The organism is Paracoccus sp. M683 (assembly GCF_007096355.1).
GTDB lineage: Bacteria > Pseudomonadota > Alphaproteobacteria > Rhodobacterales > Rhodobacteraceae > Paracoccus.
Map to the genome: position 1 here is coordinate 70,180 of NZ_VKDF01000010.1, position 23,219 is coordinate 93,398.

Below are 23,219 nucleotides of genomic sequence, written 5' to 3' on the forward strand. Positions count from 1 at the left end.
ATGACCTTGCAGATAATCGACATCGCGCAGCTGCTGGCTTTTGTGGTGGTCGTGGCCATACGCCAGCGGCACAGGGACATGCCGCAATGGATCGCCTTTGCCGTTGCGGCCGGGCTGGGCGTGACCGGGCTGGGCGTGACCGGGCGACTGGCCGCCTGACAGGCTTCTACCTGCGCCAGTGTCGCTTTTCGCAGTCAAATTTCGCATTTCGTCCATCCCTCGGCCGGCAGCCTTGTCATTGTGCCCTATGCATGCAGCATTTTTCGCGGATCGACGACAGACAGGATCAGCCGCAGCCATTCCCGGCCGCCGGATGTCCATGCCCTGTCATTGCCTGATCCACGCCCGTGCAATCGCGGGCAAGCCTGACCGGTGGTCATGGCGGCCGCACCCACGACACTAACCTATCCCGACCGTAACCCAGCAAGACATGTGAGGAGACAGACGACGATGAAGCAAGTGCCACCGCCTTTCACGGATGTCGAGATCGACACTCAGCCCCACGGTTTCTACGAAGGTTATTCCCTTCCCATCGCCGTGGTTTCCAAGACCGCCATGTCGCTGCTGGTGGTCTGGGCGCTGATCTTTCCGCTTAGCGCGGGGGATGTGCTGTCGCGGGTCAATTCCAGCCTTCTGGACATTTTCAACACCTTCTATGTTCTGTCGGTGGGGCTGTTCGCCTGGTTCCTGGCGATTGTGGCAATCCTTCCCTCGACCGGCCGTCGCCGCCTTGGACCCGAGGGCGAAAAGCCCGAGTTTTCGACCTTTTCCTGGTTCGCGATGATGTTCGGGGCCGGGCTTGGGGTCGGGCTGATGGTCTATGCCACGGCGGAGCCGATCGGGCTTTGGGGATCGAACCCCGAAATCGTGCGCGGCAATGTCGAGCCCAATACCGTCGAGGCACTGCAATCGGCCTATCGCTACAGCTTCATGAATTACGGGTTTCACGCCTGGTCGATCTATGTCGTGACCGGGCTTAGCCTGGCCTATTACGCCTATACCCGCGATATGCCGCTGACCATTCGTTCGGCGCTGACCCCGATCCTGGGGCGGTCCATCAACGGGGCGTTGGGCCATGTCGTCGACATCCTTGGCGTGGTGGCGACGATTTTGGGCGTTTCTGTCACCATCGGCTTTGGCGTCAGCCAGCTGGTCGAGGGGGCCTATTCCATCTCGGGGATCGAATGGCTGCTGCAACCGGGCGTGGATGGCGGCGCGCCGGTGCCTTCGACGGTGGGCCTGCTGGTGGCGCTGGTGCTGGTGATGGGGCTTTCGGTCATTTCGGCGGTGTCCGGCGTCGGGCGCGGGGTGAAATACCTGTCGAACCTGAACCTGATCCTGTCCTGCGTGCTGCTGTTGACCTTCGCCGTTTTCGGATCCTTCCTGTTTGCCATGACCACCTATGCCAAGGCGCTGGTCGACTAGCTGCTGTATTTCCCCGCCCTGTCATTCGAGGCCTGGTCGACCTCGACCGATCTGGGCAAATGGCAATCGGGCTGGACGACATTCTACTGGGCCTGGTGGATCGCCTTTTCGCCCTTTGTCGGGTTGTTCCTTGCCCGCATTTCCAAGGGCCGGACCATCCGCGAATTCATTCTGGGTGCCGTGATCGCGCCCTCGCTGGTCTGTTTTGCCTGGTTCACCATACTGGGCGGCACTGCCATCGACCTGGAACTGCGCGGGATCGCGCAGGGCGCCATTCTGGATGCCTCGCTGACGAACAAGCTGTTTGTGACGCTGCAATTCATGCTGTCGGATGGGCTGTACGCCTTTGTCACGGTAATGAGCGTGGTGCTGATCCTGACCTTCCTCGTCACCTCGGCGGATTCGGGCATTCTGGTGATGAATACGATCATGGCGGGCGGGGCTGTCGATACCGGCATCAAGCATCGCATCATCTGGGGCATTCTGCTGACCTTGGTGATCGCGGCGCTGATCATTGCTGGCGGAGGCGGGTTAAGCGCCTTGCAGAATGCGATGATCATCGGCGCTTTGCCCTTTACATTCGTCATGGTGCTGATGTGCCTGTCTTTGGTCAAGGCGCTGTATCGCGACCATCTGCGCGACCGCTATGGCGTCGCGCTGGAAGCCTGACAAAACCTGAGATCCATTCTGAAACCCGCCCCGAAACGGGCGGGTTTTCGTATTTTTATGGCCGGCTTCGTGCAGGTCGTTTCCTGCAAGGAAATTTCGCATTCCTTGACGCGGCGGGCTGGAATGATCGCCAATCTGGCCCTGCCATCCTAGCCGAGTATCCCCCATGAACATCGCCGAAATCCGCATCTACAGCCACGAGTTGCCGGTCAGAAACGGCCCCTATCGCATGGCCAGTTCCCAGGTCTGGTCGCTGACCACCACATTGGTCGAGTTGGTCGCCGACAACGGCCTTTCGGGCTGGGGCGAGACCTGCCCCGTCGGCCCCACCTATGCCGAGGCCCATACCGGCGGCGCGCTGGCGGCGCTGATACAGATGGCGCCGGGGCTGATCGGCGCCGCATTGCTGCCGGTGCCGCTGCATCGGCGGATGGATGAATTGCTGTGCGGCCACAACTATGCCCGCGCTGCCATCGACATCGCCGCCCATGACCTGTTGGGCAAGCATCTGGGCGTCAGCGTCTCGGACCTTTTGGGTGGCGCGCTGACGGACCGTGTGCCGTCCTATTACTCGATCGGTATCTGCCCGCCCGACGAGGCCGCACGGATCGCCGCCGAAAAGCAGCGCGAAGGCTATCCGCGCCTGCAACTGAAGCTGGCGGGTCGCCCGGTCGATCAGGATATCGAGGCGCTGCGCAAGGTCTGGCAGGCTGTCGGGTCGACCGGGATCGGGCTGGCGGCTGACGGTAATCGCGGCTGGACCACCCGCGATGCGCTGCGGATCAGCCGCGAATGCCCGGATATCCCCTTCATTCTGGAACAGCCCTGCGACAGCATCGACGATCTGCGCACGATACGATCTCTGTGCCATCACGGCATCTATATGGACGAAAACGGCACCAGCCTGGCCTCGGCCGTCATCGCAGCCGGTTCGGGGCTGGTCGACGGCTTCGGGATGAAGGTCACGCGCATCGGCGGGCTGCATCCGATGCGCGCCTTCCGCGACATCTGCGCCGCCCGGAATCTGCCCCATACTTGCGACGATGCCTGGGGTGGCGACATCATAGCCGCCGCCTGCACCCATGTCGCCGCCACCGTCCCGCCGCGCCTGCTGGAAGGTGCCTGGCTGGCCGCCTCCTATATCGACGGCAATTATGACCCTGTGAACGGGATCAGCATCGAAGGCGGCCATATCGCGCGACCCAGGGGGCCGGGGCTGGGCGTGGTGCCCGAGCCGGGTATCTTCGGCGATCCGGTCGCCGTTTTCGGCAAGGGGGCCTGAGATGGAGCTCAACGGAAAACGCGCATTGATCACCGGCGCCGCAGGCGGGATCGGCGGGGCGATCACGCGGATGCTGCGCGAGCGCGGCGCGCGGGTCGCGGTTGCGGATCGCGATACCGGCGGGGTCGAGGCCGACGCGCATCTGCCCGGCGATCTGCTGGATGGCGCCTATGCCGACGCCTTGCCGGGTCGCGCGGCCAAGGCGCTTGGCGGGCTGGATATCGTCGTCAACAACGCGGGCGTCATCACCCGCGGGCCGGTCACCGACAGCAGCGATGCCGATCTGGCGCTGTCCCTTGGCGTCAATGTCACCGCGCCCTTCCGCATCTGCCGCGCCGCCATTCCGATCATGGCCGAGGGCGGTGGCGGAGCCATCGTCAATGTCGCATCCTGCTGGGGGCTGCGGCCCGGCCCGAACCATGCGCTGTATTGCATGACCAAGGCCGCCATCGCCTCGCTGACGCAATGCATGGGCATGGATCACGCCCATCAGGGCATCCGCATCAACGCCGTCTGCCCGAACGAGGTGAACACGCCGATGCTGCTTACAGGCTTTGCCCGGCGCGGCTTTGACCCCGATAGGGCAGTGGCCGAACTGGGCCTGACCGTGCCCCTCGGCCGCATCGCCGAGCCCGAGGATATCGCCGATGTGGTGCTGTTCCTCGCCTCGGACGCGGCGCGTTACATGTGCGGGTCGCTGGTCGAGGTGAATGGCGGAAAGGCCGTGGCATGATGCGCTTTCAGGGCAAGGTCGCGCTGGTCACGGGCGGGCGCAGCGGCATCGGTCGCGCCATCGCGGCGCGGCTGCGCGACGAGGGCGCGCGGGTCTTTACCGCCCAACGCGGCCCCGACCCGGAATTCGACGGGATCGAGGTCGATTTCGCCGACCCGGACGCCCCGGCGCGGGTGGTGGATCAGGTCACCGGGCAGGCCGGGCGGCTGGATGTGCTGGTCAACAATGCCGGCGTCATGCAGGAAGCCGGCATTGCCGAAATGTCGCTGGCCGACTGGCAGCGTACGCTGGCCGTGAACCTGACGGCGCCCTTCCTGACCATCAAGGCCGCGCTGCCGCATCTGCGCGCCGCGCGTGGCTCTATCGTCAATATCGGTTCCATCGAGGGGCTGGGCAGCAATCCGCAGCACGCCGCCTATTGCGCGTCCAAGGCGGGGCTGCACGGACTGACGCGGGCGGTGGCGGTCGATCTGGGGGCCGATGGCATCCGCTGCAATGCGGTGGCTCCGGGCTGGATCGACACCGATCTGAACATGGATTTCATTGACAGCCAGCCCGATCCGGCCCGGTTCCGCGACCAGATCGGCCGCATTCACCCGATTGGCCGCACCGGCCAGCCCGAAGAGGTCGCCGCGCTGGTGGCCTTTCTCGCTGCCGGGGAAAGCGGCTTCATCACCGGGCAGGTCTATGTCGTCGATGGCGGGCGCATGGCGAAACTGAGCCTGCCGTGACCGCCTATTCGTCCCGCGCGCGCCATTCCTTCCAGCGCAGCACCGCATTGGCGCCGATCTGCTGGAAGGGCTGCGGCGGCAGGCGCTTGGGCCGTGCTTGGGTGGTGAAATAATCGGTAATGGCGCTGGTCGTCCCGCAGGCCAGTTCCGCAGCGCCGATGCCGGTCAGCGTGCCCCGTGTGGTGCCAAGCCCGTTCTGGACGCAGCCGGAAAACACGCCCTTATCGACCTCGCGCATCACCGCAACGCCATTCAGGCTCAGGCACAGATGCCCGGCCCAGCCATGTTCCATCCGCATCCCCGCAAGCTGGGGGAAACGCTGGTCGAACTTGCGCTGCATCACGCCCGCCGCCCGCGCCATCTCGGATGCCGAGGGCCGCGTGCTGGGACGCAGCGTGGCGCAGCTGCGAATGACGATGCGATTGCCGCCTTGCCCGGCATCAATGCGCCTGACCGTGGTGCCCATCGGGTCCGATGGCGTGATCCCCCAACGCGGCTGACCGCCCAATCTGGCCAGCGCATCAGCCCCCAGTTCCGGGGTCATGACAGCATAAAGAAACAGGTGCATCAGCCGCCCGCGCTCGAACCCGAAGCTTTCCAGATGGCCGTTGACGGTCAGGATCACGCGCGGCGCGCTGACCGCACCCTTGGCGGTCTCGACCCGCCAATGCCCCGATTGCCGCCGAAAGCCGGTGGCGGGCGAGTTCTCGTAAATCGCAACCCCCTGCGCCGCCAGCCCGCGCGCCAGCCCCCGGATATATCCGGCAGGTTGCAGCATCACCGTTCCCGGCGTGTAAAGCCCCGAGGCATAGTGACCCGAGCCGGTCAGTTCTCGCATTTGCTGGGCGTCCAGCATTTCGCTGGTCTCGGCCAAACTCGCCAGATGCTGCGCATAGCTGGCATTATGCGCCTGAGCCGCCGCGCTGACCGCGCCATTCACCTTGCCCGCCGGGTCGTAGAAATTCGGGTCGATGCCGTATTCGTCCACCGCCTCGTCAGCAAAGCCGATGGCGTGGCGGTTCAGCCCGATCATCACCCGGTCGTCGCCGGACCCCGAATAGTCATCCGATTGCAGATCATGCGGCAGGTCGATCATGAAGCCGGAATTGCGGCCTGCGGCGCCCTCGGCCACGCGCCCGGCCTCCAGCACGACAACCCGTGCACCGGGCTGCAACTGGGTCAGCCGCCGGGCCGCTGACAGCCCGGCGAAACCCGCTCCGATGATGACGAAATCGGCGGCCTGGTCAGCCTCCAACGCGCGGGCAGGCGGCTGCGGTCCGAGGATCGCGTTCCATGCCGCTGCCCCTTGCTGAACCGGAAGACGCTTCGCGCGATGGTCGCTCAATCCACGGCCTCGTCGCTGTCATCGGCAAGGTCGATCCAGATGGTTTTCAGCTGCGTATACTGGTCATGCGCGTGTATCGAATTATCCCGCCCGCCAAAACCCGACTGCTTGTAGCCGCCAAAGGGCGTGGTGATATCGCCCTCGCCAAAGCTGTTCACTGTCACCGTCCCGGCCCGCAGCATCCGCGCCCCGCGAATGGCGCGCTTGGCATTGGCGGTGAACAGGGACGCGCAAAGTCCGTAATCGGTATCATTGGCCACGCGGATCGCCTCGTCAAAACTGGCGACCTCGATCACGGAAAGGACCGGGCCAAAGATTTCCTCGCGCGCCAGCAGGGCGTCATTGCCGGGCACCTCGACGACCGTTGCCTCGACAAAGGCGCCATCATGGGTCTTGCCGCCGATCACGACCTTTTCGGCCTTGTCCAGATAGCCGCTGACCTTGGCGAAATGCGCCGGGCTGACCAGCGCGCCGACCCGCGTTTCGGGGTCCAGCGGATCGCCCACGTTCCAGGCCTTGGCGTGATGGGCGATGCGCGCCAGCAGATCGGCTTTCACATCCTTGTGGACGATTAGCCGCGAGGCCGCCGAGCAATTCTCGCCCATGTTCCAGAAGGCGCCATTGACCACATGCGCGGCGACGCGGTCCAGATTTTCGGCGTCCTCCAGAACGATGGCCGGGTTCTTGCCGCCCATTTCCAGCACGACTTCCTTGACGTTCGATTCCGCCGAATAGGTCAGGAAACGCTTGCCGGTCACGGTCGAGCCGGTGAAGGACACCATGTCGATATCGGTGTGCCGGCCGATGGGTTCGCCCACCTCGGCTCCGCCGCCCGGCAGCACGTTCAGCACACCGGGCGGCAGGCCCGCATCGCTGGCCAGTTCGGCAATGCGCAAAGCGGTCAAGGATGTCTCTTCGGCGGGTTTCACGATGACCGAGCAACCCGAGGCCAGCGCAGGGCCGATCTTCCAGGCCAGCATCAGCAGCGGGAAGTTCCAGGGCAGGACCAGACCCACCACGCCGATGGGTTCGCGGATGATCATGGCGATATGATCGTCGGATGCCGGGCTGACCTGATCATAGATCTTGTCGATCAGTTCCGCGTGCCATTTCAGGCAGTTGATGGTTTCCGGCACATCGACGGTTTCGCAATCATAGATGGTCTTGCCCGAATCGAGGCTTTCCATCACCGCCAGTTCATGCGCGTTGCGGGTGATCAACTTGCACAGCCGGATCAACACATCCTTGCGCGCGGAAGGGTGCAGGCGCGACCAGCGGCCATCCTCAAAGGCCTGGCGCGCCTTTTCGACAGCGAAATCCACGTCAGCCGCGTCACAGGCGGCAATCTGGGCCAGATCCTCGCCCGTGGCCGGGTTCACCGTGGCGAAGGTCTTGCCCGAGATCGCCGGGCGAAAGCCGCCGTCGATGAAGGCACCCGTGGGCAGGTCCAGATCCTTGGCGATGGCCCGGTATTCGTCTTTCGTCAGCAAGCTGCTCATGCCCGGCCCTCCGCCTGAATATCCGCAATCGTTCGTTTCAATACGCTGACCACCTGTTCCAAGGCGCGCTTGTCATCCTTGTTCAGCGCCTTCAGCGGGGCGCGCACGACCGAGCAGTCGATGCCGGTCATGGTCACGCCATGCTTGATGGTCTGGATGAACTTGCCGCCCTGTTCCAGCACCCGCATCAGCGGCATCATCGCCGACATGATCCGGCGGCCCTTGGCGAAATCGCCCTCGATCACGCAGGCCTGATACAGCGCGACATGTTCCCCCGGCAGGAAATTCGAGCCGCCGCAGACCCAGAAGGGCGCGCCCCAGGCAAAGAATTCCAGCGCCTGATCGTCCATGCCGCAGCCCAATTGGATATGCGGATAGTCGCGCGCCAGAAGATGCACCCGGTTGATATCGCCAGAGCTTTCCTTGATGCCGCAGAAGTTGCGTGACCGGCCGACGCGGTCCAGAAATTCCTCGCCCATCATGGTGCCGGTGCGGCCGGGATAGTTATACAGCATGATCGGCAGGTCGGCGGCCTTGTCGATGGCCAGCGCGTTCAGCGCGTTTTCGCGGTCCGTGGGCACCGAATAGGGCGGGCTGGCCAGCAGGATCGCATCGGCGCCCATGTCACGCGCCGCCCGCGCCAGTTCGATCGAATCCGAGGTCAGCATCGCGCCCGTGCCCACCACTACCGGCACCCGGCCCGCCGTATGTTCGACGGTCAGCCGGGCAATCTCGATCCGCTCGGCGACGGTCTGGGCGTAATTTTCGCCGGTCGAGCCGCCCGAGATCAGACCGTGCACGCCCTGGCCGATCAGCCAGTCGATGACGCGGCCAAGATCGTCGGCGCGCAGGGTCATGTCCTCGGCCCAGGGGGTGACCACCGGGGTATAGATGCCGTCAAATCGGAAACGTGGTGTCATGCGGTCCTCGTCAGGTTGTCGACAGGGCGGTTTGGGGGCGGGGCAATTCGCCCAGGGGGATGTCCAGCCGGGCGGGCATCACGAACAACTCGATCTGGCCGCGCGACAGGTTCCAATGCTCGTCGGCCAGCTGGCCCGCGCGTTCCGCGTCGCGGGCTTCGATTGCTGCGATGATTTCGTCATGCTGCTGGCTGGCCTTGGACAGATTCTGCACCATCTCGGGCGATTGCGGGCGGTAGAAGGTGGTCCCGATCCGCGCATGGTCGATCAGCAGCCGGTTGAACGAAGGGGACAGGTAGATATTGCCCGCCATCTCGCCAGTGATCTCGTGAAAGCGGTGATTGGCAAGCGAGCGGTCGACCGCGCTGCCGTCGCGCAGGGCGGCGCGGAACCGGGCCTGAGCATCGCGCAGGCCTGCAATCTGGCCGGCATTGGCGTTCTGCGCCGCCAGCCGCAGGATCGCGCCATAGATCATCGGGGCCGCGACAAAGAAATCGCGCATCGTCGAAAGGTGCATTTCCGAGGCGCGGGCCGAGCGGTTCTCGCGCAGGACGACATAGCCCTCGCCCGCCAATTGCCGCAGCACCTCGCGCAAGGGGGTGCGGGAAATTTCGAACTCACTGGACAGACGCGCCTCGTCGATATCGGCGCCCGGCGCCAGCCGGGTTGACAGGATTTCCAGGCGCAGATGCTCGTACAGCACCGTCTTGGTGGTCTTGTTTTCCATGTTCTTCCTTCGCTTCTGCCGGTTTGTCGGCGGTCCCGAGGATGGATTGGAATCACATCATGATCTAGTGTGACAAACTGTATAAAGTATGTATAAAGTTATGCGACAGATGCAATACATAAAGCGACTCGTGATGGGGAAAGCATGATGATTTCTGGGGAGGGCGGTCCGGTCATCGACTGCCGAAATCTGTGGAAGATCTTTGGCCATCGGGCGGATGAGGCGATGAAAGCCGTTCGCGAACAAGGTCTTGGCAAATCCGACGTGCGCGACCGTTTCAATTGCGTCGTCGGCGTTCAGGATGCCAGCTTCACCGTCGCGCGGGGCGAGATCTTTTGCATCATGGGGCTGTCCGGTTCGGGAAAGTCGACCCTGATTCGCCACGTGAACCGGTTGATCGAGCCGACCTCGGGGCAGATGATGATCGAGGGCCACGACATCAACACGCTGCCGCGCGAGGCCTTGCGCCAGATCCGCGCAGAAAAGATCGGCATGGTGTTTCAGAACATGGCGCTGATGCCGCATCGGACCGTCATGGACAACGTCGCCTTCGGCCTGGAGGTGCGCGGCAAGTCCCGCGACGAACGCCATCACGTTGCGCAGCGCGCCATCGAGGCGGTCGATCTGGCCGGTTGGGAAAGCAAGTATCCAGATGAGCTGTCGGGCGGCATGCAGCAGCGGGTGGGCCTGGCCCGCGCCATCGCCGCCGATCCGGCGATCCTGCTGATGGACGAACCTTTCTCGGCGCTGGACCCGCTGATCCGGCGGCAGTTGCAGGACAAGTTCATGGCGCTGTCGGCCGAGATGAAAAAGACCACGCTGTTCATCACGCATGACCTGGACGAGGCGATACGCATCGGCGACCGCATCGCCATCATGAAGGATGGGGTGCTGGTGCAGGTCGGCACGCCCGAGGAAATCGTGACCGCGCCGGCCGATGATTATGTGGCCGATTTCGTCGCCGGAATATCCAAGCTGGATCTGGTGACCGCCGCGCGGATCATGCAGCCCCTTGGCCAATATGCGCAGGGCAATGGCCCGCAGGATACCGCGTCCTGGCCGGTCGCCCGCCCCGAGGACAAGCTGAACGAACTGGTCGAGCTGGCCGTGGGCACCGACGATCCGATTCTGATCGTGGCCGGTGAACAGCCGATCGGCGTGGTCACCAAGCGCGCGCTGTTGCGCGGCATTCAGGGGCGCGACGACGCCAATGCCGAAGGAAAGGCCGCCTGATGGACGAGAATTTCAACTGGCTGAACCCCTTTGCCTCGGTCGATCTGGGCATTGGCGCATGGGCCAATGGCATCAAGCAATGGGCCATCTCGAACCGCGAGATGATCCAGCCGCCGAAACAGTTCTTCGAATCGGTCATCGCGGCCATCGAGGGCGCGCTGCAAGCCATTCCGCCAGTGGTGATGCTGGTCATCATCGGCCTGATCGCCTGGCAGGCGGCGGGACGGCGCGCGGCGGGGATCGTGGTGGCCTGCCTGATCGTGCTGGGCCTTCTGGCGCCCGAGGCATGGGGGCTGGCGATGACCACGCTGGCCATCGTGATCGCCTCGGTCATCCTTTGCGTGCTGATCGGGCTGCCTCTGGGCATTCTGGCGGGCAAGAATGACCGCTTTGAAGGCCTGATTCGGCCGGTGCTTGATACGATGCAGACCATTCCGGCCTTTGTCTATCTGGTGCCGGTGGTGATGATGATCGGCATCGGCAATGTCTCGGGCGTGATCGTCACCATCATCTTTGCGCTGCCGCCGCTGGTGCGGCTGACCTCGCTTGGTATTCGCGGTGTGAACCCCTCGGTTGTCGAGGCCGCGCGGGCGTTCGGCGCCTCGCCCCGGCAGATCCTGTTCAAGGTCGAATTGCCGCTGGCCACGCCGACCATTCTGGCGGGGCTGAACCAGACGATCATGCTGTCGCTGTCGATGGTGGTGATCGCCTCGATGATCTCGGTCAAGGGCCTGGGCAACGAGGTGCTGCGCGCCATGGGCCGGCTGGATGCCGGCAAGGCCATCGTCGGCGGCCTTGGCATCGTCATGCTGGCCATCGTGCTGGACCGGATCACCCAGGGGCTTGGCCGTTCCGGTCGCGAACGCGGCCATCGTCACTGGTGGGAAACCGGCCCGGTCGGGCTGCTGACCCGCCCATTCCGCAAAACTGCCTGAAAACCAACCGCATAAACCAACCTGGAGGACAATAATGAAACTGATTTCCCTGACTGCGGCGATGGCATTGGCGCTTGCCGCCCCCGCCTTTGCCCAAGACAAGCCCGGCGAAGGCGTCACCGTGCGCCCGATGCTGCCGACCCAGATCGAGGAGCACTTCCAGCACCGCATCCTGTTCCGCGCGCTTCAGGATCTTGGCTATACCGTGGCCGAGCCGAACGAGGCCGAATATCAGACCATCCACCTGGCCCTTGGCACGGGCGACGCGGATTTTACGGCCGTCAGCTGGCGCACGCTGCATGATGCCTTTTATCAGGAAGCCGGTGGCGACGCGGTGCTGACCAAGGTTGGCACCTATATTCAGGGCGCGCTTCAGGGCTATCTGGTTGACAAGGCCACCTATGATTCCGGCGTTACCGATCTGAGCCAGCTGAAAGACCCGGAAATTGCCGCCAAATTCGATGCCGATGGCGACGGCAAGGCCGATCTGGCCGGCTGCATCCCTGGCTGGGGGTGCGAGCGGGTGATCGAAACCGCGCTGGACGCATACGAGCTGCGCGATACCGTGACCCATAACCAGGGCGCCTATCAGGCGATGATCGCCGATGTCATGGCCCGTTTCCAGAATGGCCAGCCGATCCTGTATTACACCTGGACGCCCTATTGGGTTTCGGGTGCGCTGGTGCCGGGTCGCGATGTCGAATGGCTAAGCGTGCCCTTTACCGCGCTGCCCGAAGGTTACACCGGCAATACCGAGTTCAACGGCAAGAACCTTGGCTTTGCGGTCGACAGTATCGGCGTCGTTGCCCGAAATGACTTCCTTGAGGCAAATCCGGCAGCGGCCAAGCTGTTCGAGGTCGCAACGCTCGACATCAACGATATCTCGGCCGAGAATAAGCTGATCGCCGATGGCGAGGACAGTTCGGCCGATATCGACAAACATGTCGATGACTGGATCGAGGCGCATCGCGAGACCTATGACAGCTGGTTGCAGCAGGCTCGCGACGCCGCCAAGTGACATAGGCCGGGTCCGGGCCATCATGACGGGTTGTGCGATCGCCAGGTCGCACAACCCTTTTACGTGCAGGGATGAGGAACATGCGGACCCAACATTTCGTTTTCATCCTGATCGAGGAACATACGCATCTGTCGCTGTCCTGCGCGATCGAGCCGCTGCGCATGGCCAATCTGATCAGCGACCAGCCGCTGTATTCCTGGTCCTACGCATCCGCGAATGGCGAAAATTCGACGGCCTCGAACGGCTCGGTCACGCTGGTGCAGCATGATCTGGCGAACCTGCCGCGTTGTGACCGGCTGTTCCTGATCAGCGGGATGAACATGAACCGCTATATCTCGCCTGGATTGCTGGTCTGCTTGCGTCAGGCGCGCAGCAGGGGGGTGCCCGTCGGTGCGCTGTGTTCCGCCGCCTGGATGCTGGCCGAGGCGAGGTTTCTGGACGGAATGCGCGCGGCGATCCACTGGGATTACCACGATGCCTTCGCCGAACGCTTCCCCGAGGTGAAATTGGTTCGCAACATCTTTGTCGCCGATGAGCGCCATGTCACCGCTGCCTCGGGTGCGGCAACCGCCGATCTGATGCTGCACCTGATCGCCGCCGATCACGGCTATGACCTGTCGGTCGCCGTTTCGGACATGATGGTCTATTCCAGTGCGCGCGAAGGCTCGGCCGAACAGAAGGTGTCGCTTCAGGCCCGCGTCGGGATGCGCAACCCCCATATCGCCCGTGCCATCCAGATCATGCGCGCCGCGCTGGAGGATCCGGTTCCCCCCGCCACGATCGCGCGGCAGCTGGGTATTTCGGTGCGGCAGCTGGAACGCCTGTTCGGGCGCCATTTCAACACCTCGCCCAAACGCTATTACACCGAGCTGCGACTGGAACGCGCGCGCAACCTGCTGCTGCAAACGGAACTGTCCATATCGGAAATCGCCGTTGCCTGCGGCTTTCAAAGCGGCGGGCATTTCACCCGCGTCTATCGCGACCAATATGGCACCACCCCCACGACACAGCGTGGCCGCATGGCCTGATGCCGTTCAGGCGGCGGGCTGAAAGCCGTGCAGGGCGTGAAAGCGGCGCAATTCGCGATCGCTTGCGGGCAGCCCGCTGAAGGTTTTCACATAATCGGGGATGCGGGCCATGCGGGTGGCCATATCCTCGCGCACCTGCATCGAGATATAGCCGATCTGCACCAGATAGACCGTGCGCGCCCGCACATCGGCCTCGCCCTCGGCAAAGCCGAATCGCCCGAACATGCGCCGGATTGCATCCAGCCGGGCAGCATCGGCGGCATTGACGCGGGCGGCCACCGCCTCGGACTGATGCGCCCAACCGCGCACCGCCAGATCCAGCCCCGACGCGAAGGGGCCGTCATCCAGAAAGATGCCGATCAGGTTCAGCACGGCCTCGCCAATCGTCTCGGCATAGGCTTCGGCAGCAGTGATCAGGCTGGCGGTATTCGTCGCCTCCCAATCATCCAGCAGTGCATCAAGCAGCGCCCCGCGATCCTTGAAAAACCAGTAGAAACTGGTGCGTGACAGGTTCAGTCGGGCCGCAAGCGGCTGGATCTTCACCGCGTCCAGACCGGCCTCGACAAAGGCGTCGCGCGCCGCCGTCAGCCATCCTTCGCGAGAGCCGCGCCAGCCGCTGTCCTTCTGATCGGGATCATGCGTGTCCATTGCCGCAAGCTAGCCCGCAATCCGGGCTTGCGCAAGAAAATCGTCACTAGTGAACGAAAACTTGATATAACTGAACAGTTTGACGATCCTGTACCCGCCAGCATGGGAGCGCGCGATGTCCAAAGACCCTCTCCTCCAGCCTTATCAGCTAAAGCACCTGACCCTTCGCAACCGGATCATGACCACCAGTCATGAACCGGCTTACCCCGAGGACGGGATGCCCAAGGAACGCTATGCCGCCTATCACGCCGAACGCGCCAAGGCGGGCGTGGCGCTGGCGATGACGGCGGGGTCGGCGGCGGTGTCCAGGGACAGCCCGCCCGTGTTCAACAACGTGCTGGCCTATAAGGACGAGGTCGTGCCCTGGATCCGGCGGCTGACCGATGCCTGCCACGACCATGGCTGCGCGGTGATGATCCAGTTGACCCATCTGGGCCGCCGCACCGGCTGGTCCAAGGGCGACTGGCTGCCCTCGGTATCGTCCTCGAAACATCGCGAGCCGGCGCATAAGGCCTTCCCCAAGCTGGCCGAGGATTGGGACATCCAGCGCATCATCGGCGATTTCGCCGACGCGACCGAGCGGATGAAGGCAGGCGGCATGGATGGCATCGAATTGCAGGTTTACGGCCATCTGCTTGACCAGTTCTGGTCGCCGCTGACCAATGATCTGGACGGGCCTTATGGCGGGCAGACGCTGGACAGCCGGATGAAACTGCTGATGGACGTGCTGGCCGGTATCCGCAAGCGCGTGGGCGATGATTTCATCGTGGGCCTGCGCTATACGGCGGATGAGGCCGAGGCGGGCGGCATCACCCCCGAGGAAGGGATCGAGATTTCCAAACGCCTCGCCGCCACCGGCATGGTCGATTTCCTGAACGTCATCCGGGGGCGCATCCATACCGACCCGGCGATGACCGATGTGATCCCGGTGCAGGGCATGAAGAACGCCCCGCATCTGGATTTCGCGGGCGAGGTGAAGAAGGCGACCGGCATGCCCACCTTCCACGCCGCCAAGATCCCAGATGTGGCCACCGCCCGCCATGCCGTCGCGGCGGGCCTTCTGGACATGGTCGGCATGACCCGCGCCCATATGGCCGACCCCCATATCGTGCGAAAGATCATCGAGGGGCGCGAGGATGACATTCGCCCCTGCGTCGGCGCGACCTTCTGCCTGGATCGCATCTATGCGGCCGGTGACGCGCTTTGCATCCACAACGCCGCCACGGGGCGCGAATTGACCATGCCGCATGACATTCCTGCGGCCGAGGCGAAGAAAAAGGTCGTCATCGTCGGCGCCGGCCCTGCGGGGCTGGAGGCTGCGCGCGTGGCCTCACAGCGTGGCCATGACGTGACCGTCTTCGAGGCGCAGCCCGATCCCGGCGGGCAGGTGCGGCTGACCGCGCAAAGCCCGCGCCGGCGCGAGATGATCTCGATCATCGACTGGCGCATGGCGCAATGCGCGGCGCGCGATGTGGAGTTCCGCTTCAACGCATGGGCGGATGCCGATGACGTCACCGCGCTGAACCCCGATGTGGTGATCGTGGCGACGGGCGGGTTGCCCAATACGGAACTGTTCGAAAGCGGGAAAGAGCAGGATCTGGTCGTCACCGCATGGGATATCATTTCCGGCGATGTGAAGCCGGGGCAGAATATCCTGATCTATGATGAAAGCGGCGATCACCCGGCGCTGATGGCGGCCGAGATTGCCGCCAAGGCAGGGGCGACGGTAGAAGTCATGACCCCGGACCGCACTTTCGCGCCCGATATCATGGCGATGAATCTCGTGCCCTATATGCGCGCGCTTCAGGACAAGGACGTGACCTTTACCGTCACCCGGCGGCTTCTGGATGTGACCCGCGACGGCAACCGGCTGAAGGCCAAGATCGGCACCGATTACAGCAGCTTCACCAGCGAAAAGACCTATGATCAGGTGGTGGTGAACTATGGCACGCTGCCGCTGGCCGACCTTTATTTCGACCTGCGCCCGCTGTCGTCGAACGAGGGAGAGGTCGATTACGACACCCTGATCGCCGGTGGCCCTCAGACCGTGACCCGCAACCCTGACGGCCAGTTCCAGCTGTTCCGCATCGGCGACGCGGTCAGTGCGCGCAACATCCATGCCGCGATCTATGACGCGCTGCGGCTGGTGAAGGATATCTGACATGCGATCCTCGCGCACGATCCATGTCATATCCGCCCATGCCGAGGGCGAAGTCGGCGATGTCATCGTCGGTGGCGTGCTGCCTCCGCCCGGCGATACCGTGTGGGAGCAATCCCGCTGGATCGCCCGCGACCAGTCCTTGCGCAATTTCGTCCTGAACGAGCCGCGCGGCGGGGTCTTTCGCCATGTGAACCTGCTGGTCCCGCCCAAGCATCCCGAGGCGCAGGCCGCATGGATCATCATGGAGCCAGAGGACACGCCGCCCATGTCCGGCTCGAACTCCATCTGCGTCTCGACCGTGCTCTTGGACGGCGGCCTGATCCCCATGCAGGAGCCCGAGACGCATATGGTGCTGGAAGCGCCGGGCGGGCTGGTCCGCGTGCGCGCCGAATGCCAGGGTGGCAAGGCGCAGCGGATTTTTGTCGAGAACCTGCCATCATTCGCCGCCGAACTGGATGCCGCGCTCGAGGTCGAGGGGCTGGGCACACTGACCGTCGATACCGCCTATGGCGGCGACAGTTTCGTGATCGTTGACGCTGCCGCCTTGGGGTTTTCGCTGGTCGCGGATGAGGCGCATGACCTCGCCACCCTGGGCGTGCGCATCACCAATGCCGCGACCCAGCAGCTTGGTTTTCATCACCCCGAAAACCCCGACTGGCGGCATATTTCCTTCTGCCTGTTCGCCGGGCCGCTGGTCGATGGCCCCGAGGGGTTAGAGGCCGGGGCCGCCGTCGCCATCCAGCCGGGCAAGGTCGACCGCTCGCCCACCGGCACGGCGCTGTCGGCGCGGATGGCGGTGCTGCATCAGCGCGGGCGGATGAAAGTGGGCGACCGGCTGACGGCGCGGTCCGTCATTGGCTCGACCTTCGGGGGGCGGATTCTGGGCGAGACCCGCGTGGGCGACCGCCCGGCGATCCGGCCTGAAATCTCGGGGCGTGGCTGGATTACCGGCATCCATCAGCACATGCTGGACCCCTCGGACCCATGGCCCGAGGGATACAAGCTGACCGATACATGGGGGGCCAGATGATGCGGATCGGGGTGATCGGAACGGGCACCATCGCGACAGCAGTGGTGCGCGGGATCGCGGGCGATGGCCATCAGATCACCGTGTCGGAACGCAGCGCGGCCAATGCGGCGGCGCTGGCGGGGGAGTTCGGGAATGTCTCGGTCGCGGGCAATCAGGCGGTGCTGGATGCCAGCGACGTGGTCATTCTGGGCCTGATGGCCGATCAGGCGGCGACGATCCTTGGCCCGTTGCAGTTTCGCGCGGATCAGCGGGTGATCTCACTGATGGCGGGGACGGGGCTGGATCAGGTCGCGGGCCTGGTCGCACCGGCCAAGGCCGCCGCGATCATGCTGCCCTTTCCCGGCATCGCCGCTGGCGGCACGCCGATCATGATGCTGGGCGATGCGGATCTGGTGGGCGCGCTGTTCGGGGCGAAGAACACCATATTCGCCCTGAAAGACGGGGCCGAGCTTGACGCCTATACCTGCGCGCAGGCGGTGGTTTCACCCGTGGCGCGGATGGTGGCGGACACCGCCGAATGGCTGGGCGCAAGGGTCAGCGACCCCGTGATGGGCGAGGCGTTCTTGCGCGAACTCGTCGCCTCCAGCCTTGCCGGCACGGAATCCCGCGCGCTGATCGCCGCGCTGAACACGCCCGGCGGCTATAACCAGCGGCTGCGCGTGCATATGGAGGACAGCGGTATCACGCCGGCGCTGATGCAAGGGCTGGACCGGCTGGAGTCCGCCTCGTGACGCTGAAGCACGCGCTTCAGCCGCTGGAATTGCGGCACAGGACGCTGCGCAACCGCATCGTCTTTGGTGCCCATACTGCGAATATGGCGCAGGACGGCATGCCGGGCGATCAGCATCTGGGCTATTATCTGGAACGCGCGCTTGGCGGGGCCGCGATGATCGTGGTTGAGCCGATGCCGGTTCACCCCGCCGCCCTGCTGACGCGGGGCAATTTCCGTCCCTGTTCGGACGCTGTGATCCCGCATTTCGCCCGGATCACCCATGCCTGCAAGGATGCCGGCGCGGTGATGGTTCAGCAGCTTTACCATGTCGGCGCGCATGGGGATTGGGATAACAGCTGGCATGCCAGCTGGTCGCCCTCGGGCGGGCCCAGCTATCACGACAATGATGGCAGCCACGCGATGACTGCGGCCGAGATCGACGAGACCATTCAGGCCTTTGTCGACGCCGCCATCCGCTGCCAGAAAGCCGGTTTCGACGGGGTCGAGGTCTGGGCTGCCTATCATTCCCTGCTGGATCAGTTCTGGACGCCCTTTTCCAATCAGCGTGGCGACGATTGGGGCGGTGCGCTGGAAAACCGCACCCGGCTGTCGCGCAAGATCATGGCCCGCATCCGCGCCGCCTGCGGCGATGATTTCATCATCGGGCTGGCCATCAGCGATAATGGCGACACCCCGCCCTGCCTCAGCCGCGACGAGACGGTCGAAATCGTCGCCCTGCACGACGCCGAAGGCTTGATGGATTACGTCACCGTCGGCGCCGGAAACTATCTGGATTTCCACCGCATCATTCCCAGCTTTCAATATCCCGAAAATCTGGGCGCCGATCTTGCCGCGCAGTTGAAACAGGCCGGGCTGCGCGCCCGTGTCATCGCCGAGGCGAATATCCGCACGCCCGAGAATGCCAATACGCTGATCGGGGCAGGGCAGGCCGATCTGGTATCCATCGTGCGGGGCCAGATCGCCGATCCGCATCTGGTCAACAAGGCGGCCTCGGGCAGGACCGAGGATATTCGGGGCTGCCTGTCCTGCAATCAGCAATGCTGGGGCCGGCGCGGGCGCGACTATTACATCTCGTGCCTCGTCAACCCGTCGGCGGGACACGAATATCTGTGGGGTGGCGATCGTTTCCAGCCCGCCGCACGGCCGCAATCGGTTCTGGTCGTCGGCGGTGGCCCGGCCGGGCTTGAAGCCGCCCGTGTCGCGGCGGCGCGTGGGCATCGGGTGACCCTTGCCGAGGCCGGGCCGGATCTGGGCGGGCAATTCCGGCTGGCGGGGCTGCAACCCCGCCGAGGCCAGATCACCGATCTGATCGGCTGGTATGGCCGGCAATTGCAGGGGCTGGGGGTCGATTTGCGGCTGAACAGCTATCTGGACGCCGAGGATATCGCGGCGATCGGCGCTGACCGGATCATCCTCGCCACGGGATCGTTGCCTGCCGGCACGGGGTTCCAGAAGGCGCTGCCGCAGATGGCCGCCCTGCCGGGGATCGGCATCGGCAATGTCTGGTCGGCCGAGGATGTGATGGGCCGCGCCGCCCGGCCGGGCGCGCGCGTCATCGTGCTGGACGAAGGCGGGCACTGGCGCGGCATCGGCACCGCCTGGCATCTGGCCGAGGCCGGCCATCAGGTCACCATCGTCACCCCCGATGCGATGATCGCGCGCGATCTGGTGCGCAGCGCGACCGATCTGCCCGCGCGGCAGGCGCTGGCCCGGCTTGGGGTGCGGTTCGTCACCGAAACCGTCCTGACCGAATGGACGGCAACAGGTGCGGTCACGCAGTCACTGCTGACCGGCGAGGCGGGGCATATCGCGGCCGATACGCTGGTGCTGGCGACGGGTAACCGGGCCGATAACGAACTGCCCGATGCCCTGCTTGACCTTGGCCTGCATCCCAGGCTGATCGGCGATGCCAGCACCCCGCGTCTGGCCTCGGCCGCAATCTTTGACGGGCGGGTCGCCGGAATGGCGCTGTAGCCGCCGGGTCAGATCTGGACCGCGACCGATCCGATCGGCTTGGAACAGCAAGCCAGGATATAGCCCTCTTCGATGTCGTCATCGCTGATGCCGCCACTGTGGACCATGTGAACCTGACCCGAGATCTTGCGGATCTTGCAGGTGCCGCAAACGCCGAAGGTGCACCCCGAAGGAATGACGATCCCGGCCTGCCGTGCAACCGCCAGAACGGTGTCGGTCTCTAGGCAGTCGGCGGTCACATCCGAAGCGGCAAAGACCACCTGCGCCGCCGCCTGCGCATCGGGAATGACATCATCGGGGATTTCGGCATCGGCCTCGGTCTCGACCGGTTTGGCAAAGCTTTCCTGATGATAATGCGCCATGTCATAGCCAAGCGCGATCAGCATGTCGCGCACCGAGTCCATGAACGGTTCCGGCCCGCAGCAATAGACCTCGCGTTCCAGATAGTCGCCCGCGATCAGGCCCAGCATCACCTGGTTAAGCGGCCCTCGGAATCCGGTCCAGACGCGATAGGGGTCATCATCCTCGACGATGAAATACAGCTTGATCGAGGGCACCCGCGCCGCCATCCCCTCCAATTGCTGCCGGCAGATGATTTCCGACGGGCGGCGGGCGCAGTTGACAAAGGTGACGTCGATATCGGTGCCGCGATCGAAAAGATAGGTGGTCATCGCCAGTGACGGCGTGACCCCTGACCCGGCCGAGATGAACAGGTATTTCTTCTTTTCCTTCTGCGGCAGCGTAAAGATGCCGGCCGGGCCGCTGACCTTGATCCGCATGCCCGGCGTCAGGTGATCCAGCATCCAGCGCGCGCCCACGCTGCCGGGTTGCGCCTTGATCGTGACCGAGACACCCATCGGCCGCGACGGCGAGGACGAGATGGTGAAGGTGCGCCAGACCGTGCCCCCCGGCACCGGCAGCTCGAAGGTCAGGAACTGCCCCGGCTGATGGGCGAACTGCGCGCCACTGGGCGAGACGAAGCTGATCGTGGCCACATCCGGCGCTTCGGGGACGACCGAACAGCATTCCAGCATCTCGCTGTCGCGCCAGATCGGGTTGACCTCGTGCAGGGTCAGGTCGTGGGGGGCTGCCATTGCCTTACTCCGCCGCGATGGCGCGGGCGCCGGTCATGGCGCGGATCATCGTGTCGGCATACCAGTCGACGAACTGGATCACCCCGCCTTCATGGATCTCGGAATAGGGGCCCGGCTCATAGGCGGGCGACATGATGCCGCGCTGGTTGTTCTCGACCACCTCGCGATCCTCGTCATTGGTGGCCACCCAAACCTCGGTCAGGCGCGGAATCTGATAGTCGACACCTTCCTGCGCATCCTTGTGGACCAGCCAGGTGGTGCGGACCTGGGTTTGCGTCGGGCTGATCGGGGTCACGCGGAACAGGGTGACGTGATCGGACAGGAAATGGTTCCAGGTGCCCGGATATTTGAACTTCAGCAGCGATCCGGCATCCTTGAACGGGATTGACGAGTTCGGCTTGCTCACAGCGACCTTGCCATCCATCGTATAGCTTTCCGCCGTGCCCAGAAGCGGCATCCGCATGAAGCGCCAATCCCCTGCCGCCGAGATCTTGTAAGCCGAGGGCGCGCCGACCTTTTCGCAGCGTTCGATATGTTGCAGGACCTCGGGGGCCAACTCGCCCTCGCCCAACCCGCCAAAGGCGCGCGGATCCTCGGGGAAGGTGCGGCACAGCGAGGGGTGGTTGCCCGCGCAGTGATAGCATTCGCGGTTGTTTTCCCAGACCAGCTTCCAGTTGCCCTGTTCGATGATCGTGCTTTCAAAGGCGATCTTGGAATTGGCCAGATCATGCGGCCCCATATAGGCCGCCGCCGCCGCCGCCAGCCCCTCGAAATCGGGGGCCTGATCGGCCAGGCAGATATAGACCATGCCGCCCGCATCGCGACAATGGACCGGCTTCAGCCCATGCGTCTTGGGGTCGAAATCCGGCCCCATGTCGCGCGCCCACAACAGCTTGCCATCCAGATCATATGTCCATTGGTGATAGGGGCAGACCAGACGCGGTCCGCGGCCCTTGGCGGTCTTGCACAGGACCGATCCGCGATGGCGGCAGGTGTTGTGAAAGGCCCGGATCACCCCGTCATTGCCGCGTACCAGCACCACGGAATAGACGCCTATTTCGTGCACGACGTAATCACCCGCCTTGGGCAATTCGCAGGACGGGATGGTGAACAGCCATTCACGATACCACAAATTGTCCATATCGGCCTGGAACACGCCAGGGTCGACATACAACTCGCGCGCCAGCGCATGTTTGGGTTTGCGGCGCATAAGCATCGACAGCACATCCGATTCACGCAGCATTTGGTATGTTCCTTCGCAAATTTCCTGGTCAGGCCGGGGCGATCATCTCTGGGGTCATTGTCGTCGGTAACGGCGCATGCAGGACATGACGGGTCAGCCTGCATGCGGTTCCTTGCCGTCAGTCAGCATCGAATCGGGCGTCGATACTTCCCGCCGAACGACATCCAGAGAGAAATTTGCGACCTGCCGCATGGGGTCACGCGCATTTGCGGCGATTCGTGACACCGCTGCGCGCCTGCACCGGGCGCCTGAATTGCGTTTGACCCGGTATACCTGGCGCCGCTATTGGTCGTTCGTATGCGAATGAATGCAACGGCAGGTTCATGACGATGCCCGATCCCGATCCCGATCCCGAGACCGAGACCGGCAGACCGCCGCGGCTGATCTATCTGCTGACCACGGCGCAGCGCCGGCTTGAGGCCTGGATCGAGCGGGACGCCAAGGGCATGACCGCCGCGCGGATCGGGCTGTTGCTGGCGGTGCCGACCGAGGGCGGCGTGGCGATGTCGGCATTGGCGCGCCTGCTGGATCTGGGTGCCCCTTCGCTGACCGGGCTGGTTGACCGGATGACGAAATCCGGGCTTGTGCGGCGGGTGCCCGACCCCGAGGATGGACGATCCGCGCTGGTCGAGCTGACCGATGAGGGCCGCGCAACCCGTCACGAGGTGATCTTGCGCGCAAAGGACGTGAACCGTCAGCTTTGCGAAGGCTTTACCGAGGAAGAAATTGCCGTTGTCGGGCGCTGGTTGCAGGCTGTCCGCAACAGATATGCGCCCTAGTGGCAGGCGTCA

At 64.1% G+C, this 23,219-nt stretch carries 20 protein-coding genes and 1 pseudogene; 14 read left to right on the forward strand and 7 right to left on the reverse strand.

Annotated elements, in window-relative coordinates; genetic code table 11:
* The 5 genes and pseudogenes from FNJ84_RS22060 (at nucleotide 1) to FNJ84_RS16605 (ending at nucleotide 4,840) form a co-directional block, all read left to right on the forward strand.
* On the forward strand, nucleotides 1–159 hold the full coding sequence (locus tag FNJ84_RS22060; RefSeq protein ID WP_185968572.1) for a hypothetical protein: 159 nt from the start codon (nucleotides 1–3) through the stop codon (nucleotides 157–159).
* A gap of 291 nt (nucleotides 160–450) precedes the next feature.
* Nucleotides 451–2,094: pseudogene (locus FNJ84_RS16590) on the forward strand (BCCT family transporter).
* A gap of 166 nt (nucleotides 2,095–2,260) precedes the next feature.
* Nucleotides 2,261–3,376, forward strand: a complete 1,116-nt coding sequence (locus tag FNJ84_RS16595) for a mandelate racemase/muconate lactonizing enzyme family protein (RefSeq protein ID WP_143794423.1) — start codon at nucleotides 2,261–2,263, stop codon at nucleotides 3,374–3,376.
* A 1-nt stretch (nucleotide 3,377) separates the two neighbouring features.
* Nucleotides 3,378–4,109 (forward strand): SDR family NAD(P)-dependent oxidoreductase, encoded by a 732-nt coding sequence (locus FNJ84_RS16600; protein ID WP_143794424.1) that lies wholly within the window; start codon nucleotides 3,378–3,380, stop codon nucleotides 4,107–4,109.
* The gene (locus FNJ84_RS16605) at nucleotides 4,106–4,840 is read left to right on the forward strand and encodes an SDR family NAD(P)-dependent oxidoreductase (protein WP_143794425.1); all 735 of its coding nucleotides are present in this window, start codon (nucleotides 4,106–4,108) and stop codon (nucleotides 4,838–4,840) included. Before FNJ84_RS16600 ends, FNJ84_RS16605 begins: the two co-directional genes overlap by 4 nt.
* A gap of 4 nt (nucleotides 4,841–4,844) precedes the next feature.
* Here the strand turns inward: FNJ84_RS16605 and FNJ84_RS16610 are convergent, their stop codons facing one another.
* Genes FNJ84_RS16610 through FNJ84_RS16625 form a run of 4 tightly spaced genes read right to left on the reverse strand, consistent with a single transcriptional unit; the run spans nucleotide 4,845 to nucleotide 9,331 of the window.
* Nucleotides 4,845–6,185 carry an FAD-binding oxidoreductase gene (locus tag FNJ84_RS16610; protein ID WP_143794426.1) on the reverse strand — a complete coding sequence of 447 codons (1,341 nt, stop codon included), beginning with the start codon at nucleotides 6,183–6,185 and terminating at the stop codon, nucleotides 4,845–4,847.
* Complete coding sequence (locus FNJ84_RS16615) at nucleotides 6,182–7,684, reverse strand: aldehyde dehydrogenase (protein WP_143794427.1); 1,503 nt, start codon at nucleotides 7,682–7,684, stop codon at nucleotides 6,182–6,184. Before FNJ84_RS16615 ends, FNJ84_RS16610 begins: the two co-directional genes overlap by 4 nt.
* Nucleotides 7,681–8,604, reverse strand: coding sequence for a dihydrodipicolinate synthase family protein (locus FNJ84_RS16620; RefSeq protein ID WP_143794428.1), 924 nt, complete (start codon nucleotides 8,602–8,604; stop codon nucleotides 7,681–7,683). The genes FNJ84_RS16615 and FNJ84_RS16620 overlap by 4 nt, the downstream gene beginning before the upstream one ends.
* Before the next feature lie 10 nt (nucleotides 8,605–8,614).
* On the reverse strand, nucleotides 8,615–9,331 hold the full coding sequence (locus FNJ84_RS16625) for a GntR family transcriptional regulator (protein WP_143794429.1): 717 nt from the start codon (nucleotides 9,329–9,331) through the stop codon (nucleotides 8,615–8,617).
* Between the two features lie 147 nt (nucleotides 9,332–9,478).
* On the opposite strand from FNJ84_RS16625, the gene FNJ84_RS16630 reads away from it, so the two are divergent.
* The 4 genes from FNJ84_RS16630 (at nucleotide 9,479) to FNJ84_RS16645 (ending at nucleotide 13,545) form a co-directional block, all read left to right on the forward strand.
* On the forward strand, nucleotides 9,479–10,564 hold the full coding sequence (locus FNJ84_RS16630; protein WP_143794458.1) for a glycine betaine/L-proline ABC transporter ATP-binding protein: 1,086 nt from the start codon (nucleotides 9,479–9,481) through the stop codon (nucleotides 10,562–10,564).
* Nucleotides 10,564–11,499, forward strand: coding sequence for a proline/glycine betaine ABC transporter permease (locus tag FNJ84_RS16635; RefSeq protein ID WP_143794430.1), 936 nt, complete (start codon nucleotides 10,564–10,566; stop codon nucleotides 11,497–11,499). The genes FNJ84_RS16630 and FNJ84_RS16635 overlap by 1 nt, the downstream gene beginning before the upstream one ends.
* A gap of 34 nt (nucleotides 11,500–11,533) precedes the next feature.
* A complete protein-coding gene (gene proX, locus FNJ84_RS16640) occupies nucleotides 11,534–12,517 on the forward strand; it encodes a glycine betaine/L-proline ABC transporter substrate-binding protein ProX (protein WP_143794431.1) in 984 nt (327 codons plus the stop codon).
* Nucleotides 12,518–12,597: 80 nt separating this feature from the next.
* Nucleotides 12,598–13,545 carry a GlxA family transcriptional regulator gene (locus FNJ84_RS16645; RefSeq protein WP_143794432.1) on the forward strand — a complete coding sequence of 316 codons (948 nt, stop codon included), beginning with the start codon at nucleotides 12,598–12,600 and terminating at the stop codon, nucleotides 13,543–13,545.
* 6 nt (nucleotides 13,546–13,551) lie between these two features.
* On the opposite strand, the gene FNJ84_RS16650 is transcribed toward FNJ84_RS16645, so the two are convergent.
* Entirely contained in the window at nucleotides 13,552–14,193 is a 642-nt protein-coding gene (locus tag FNJ84_RS16650) for a TetR/AcrR family transcriptional regulator (protein ID WP_143794433.1), read from the reverse strand.
* 115 nt (nucleotides 14,194–14,308) lie between these two features.
* Between FNJ84_RS16650 and FNJ84_RS16655 the strand changes: the two genes are divergently transcribed.
* From FNJ84_RS16655 to FNJ84_RS16670, 4 genes are read left to right on the forward strand one after another with little or no spacing between them, the layout of a single operon-like run.
* The gene (locus tag FNJ84_RS16655) at nucleotides 14,309–16,354 is read left to right on the forward strand and encodes an NADH:flavin oxidoreductase (RefSeq protein ID WP_143794434.1); all 2,046 of its coding nucleotides are present in this window, start codon (nucleotides 14,309–14,311) and stop codon (nucleotides 16,352–16,354) included.
* Nucleotide 16,355: 1 nt separating this feature from the next.
* Nucleotides 16,356–17,384: a proline racemase family protein gene (locus FNJ84_RS16660; protein WP_143794435.1), complete on the forward strand. Its 1,029-nt coding sequence runs from the start codon at nucleotides 16,356–16,358 to the stop codon at nucleotides 17,382–17,384.
* Nucleotides 17,384–18,115, forward strand: coding sequence for an NAD(P)-binding domain-containing protein (locus FNJ84_RS16665; RefSeq protein WP_143794459.1), 732 nt, complete (start codon nucleotides 17,384–17,386; stop codon nucleotides 18,113–18,115). The genes FNJ84_RS16660 and FNJ84_RS16665 overlap by 1 nt, the downstream gene beginning before the upstream one ends.
* Nucleotides 18,112–20,091: an FAD-dependent oxidoreductase gene (locus tag FNJ84_RS16670; RefSeq protein WP_143794436.1), complete on the forward strand. Its 1,980-nt coding sequence runs from the start codon at nucleotides 18,112–18,114 to the stop codon at nucleotides 20,089–20,091. The genes FNJ84_RS16665 and FNJ84_RS16670 overlap by 4 nt, the downstream gene beginning before the upstream one ends.
* An 8-nt stretch (nucleotides 20,092–20,099) precedes the next feature.
* Here the strand turns inward: FNJ84_RS16670 and FNJ84_RS16675 are convergent, their stop codons facing one another.
* Both FNJ84_RS16675 and FNJ84_RS16680 read right to left on the reverse strand, forming a co-directional pair.
* Entirely contained in the window at nucleotides 20,100–21,185 is a 1,086-nt protein-coding gene (locus tag FNJ84_RS16675; RefSeq protein ID WP_143794437.1) for a hybrid-cluster NAD(P)-dependent oxidoreductase, read from the reverse strand.
* Nucleotides 21,186–21,189: 4 nt separating this feature from the next.
* A complete protein-coding gene (locus FNJ84_RS16680) occupies nucleotides 21,190–22,428 on the reverse strand; it encodes an aromatic ring-hydroxylating dioxygenase subunit alpha (RefSeq protein ID WP_143794438.1) in 1,239 nt (412 codons plus the stop codon).
* Nucleotides 22,429–22,751: 323 nt separating this feature from the next.
* Between FNJ84_RS16680 and FNJ84_RS16685 the strand changes: the two genes are divergently transcribed.
* Nucleotides 22,752–23,207 (forward strand): MarR family winged helix-turn-helix transcriptional regulator, encoded by a 456-nt coding sequence (locus FNJ84_RS16685; protein WP_143794439.1) that lies wholly within the window; start codon nucleotides 22,752–22,754, stop codon nucleotides 23,205–23,207.
* The last annotated feature ends 12 nt before the right edge of the window (nucleotides 23,208–23,219 follow it).

Coding starts and splice junctions, on each gene's coding strand:
- FNJ84_RS16650 (WP_143794433.1), bottom strand. CDS start 14,193: ATGGACACGCATGATCCCGATCAGAAGGACAGCGGCTGGCGCGGCTCT.
- FNJ84_RS16635 (WP_143794430.1), top strand. CDS start 10,564: ATGGACGAGAATTTCAACTGGCTGAACCCCTTTGCCTCGGTCGATCTG.
- FNJ84_RS16600 (WP_143794424.1), top strand. CDS start 3,378: ATGGAGCTCAACGGAAAACGCGCATTGATCACCGGCGCCGCAGGCGGG.
- FNJ84_RS16605 (WP_143794425.1), top strand. CDS start 4,106: ATGATGCGCTTTCAGGGCAAGGTCGCGCTGGTCACGGGCGGGCGCAGC.
- FNJ84_RS16660 (WP_143794435.1), top strand. CDS start 16,356: ATGCGATCCTCGCGCACGATCCATGTCATATCCGCCCATGCCGAGGGC.
- FNJ84_RS16680 (WP_143794438.1), bottom strand. CDS start 22,428: ATGCTGCGTGAATCGGATGTGCTGTCGATGCTTATGCGCCGCAAACCC.
- FNJ84_RS16675 (WP_143794437.1), bottom strand. CDS start 21,185: ATGGCAGCCCCCCACGACCTGACCCTGCACGAGGTCAACCCGATCTGG.
- FNJ84_RS16665 (WP_143794459.1), top strand. CDS start 17,384: ATGCGGATCGGGGTGATCGGAACGGGCACCATCGCGACAGCAGTGGTG.
- FNJ84_RS16625 (WP_143794429.1), bottom strand. CDS start 9,331: ATGGAAAACAAGACCACCAAGACGGTGCTGTACGAGCATCTGCGCCTG.
- FNJ84_RS16595 (WP_143794423.1), top strand. CDS start 2,261: ATGAACATCGCCGAAATCCGCATCTACAGCCACGAGTTGCCGGTCAGA.
- FNJ84_RS16655 (WP_143794434.1), top strand. CDS start 14,309: ATGTCCAAAGACCCTCTCCTCCAGCCTTATCAGCTAAAGCACCTGACC.
- FNJ84_RS22060 (WP_185968572.1), top strand. CDS start 1: ATGACCTTGCAGATAATCGACATCGCGCAGCTGCTGGCTTTTGTGGTG.
- FNJ84_RS16685 (WP_143794439.1), top strand. CDS start 22,752: ATGACGATGCCCGATCCCGATCCCGATCCCGAGACCGAGACCGGCAGA.
- FNJ84_RS16615 (WP_143794427.1), bottom strand. CDS start 7,684: ATGAGCAGCTTGCTGACGAAAGACGAATACCGGGCCATCGCCAAGGAT.
- FNJ84_RS16645 (WP_143794432.1), top strand. CDS start 12,598: ATGCGGACCCAACATTTCGTTTTCATCCTGATCGAGGAACATACGCAT.
- FNJ84_RS16620 (WP_143794428.1), bottom strand. CDS start 8,604: ATGACACCACGTTTCCGATTTGACGGCATCTATACCCCGGTGGTCACC.
- FNJ84_RS16630 (WP_143794458.1), top strand. CDS start 9,479: ATGATTTCTGGGGAGGGCGGTCCGGTCATCGACTGCCGAAATCTGTGG.
- proX (WP_143794431.1), top strand. CDS start 11,534: ATGAAACTGATTTCCCTGACTGCGGCGATGGCATTGGCGCTTGCCGCC.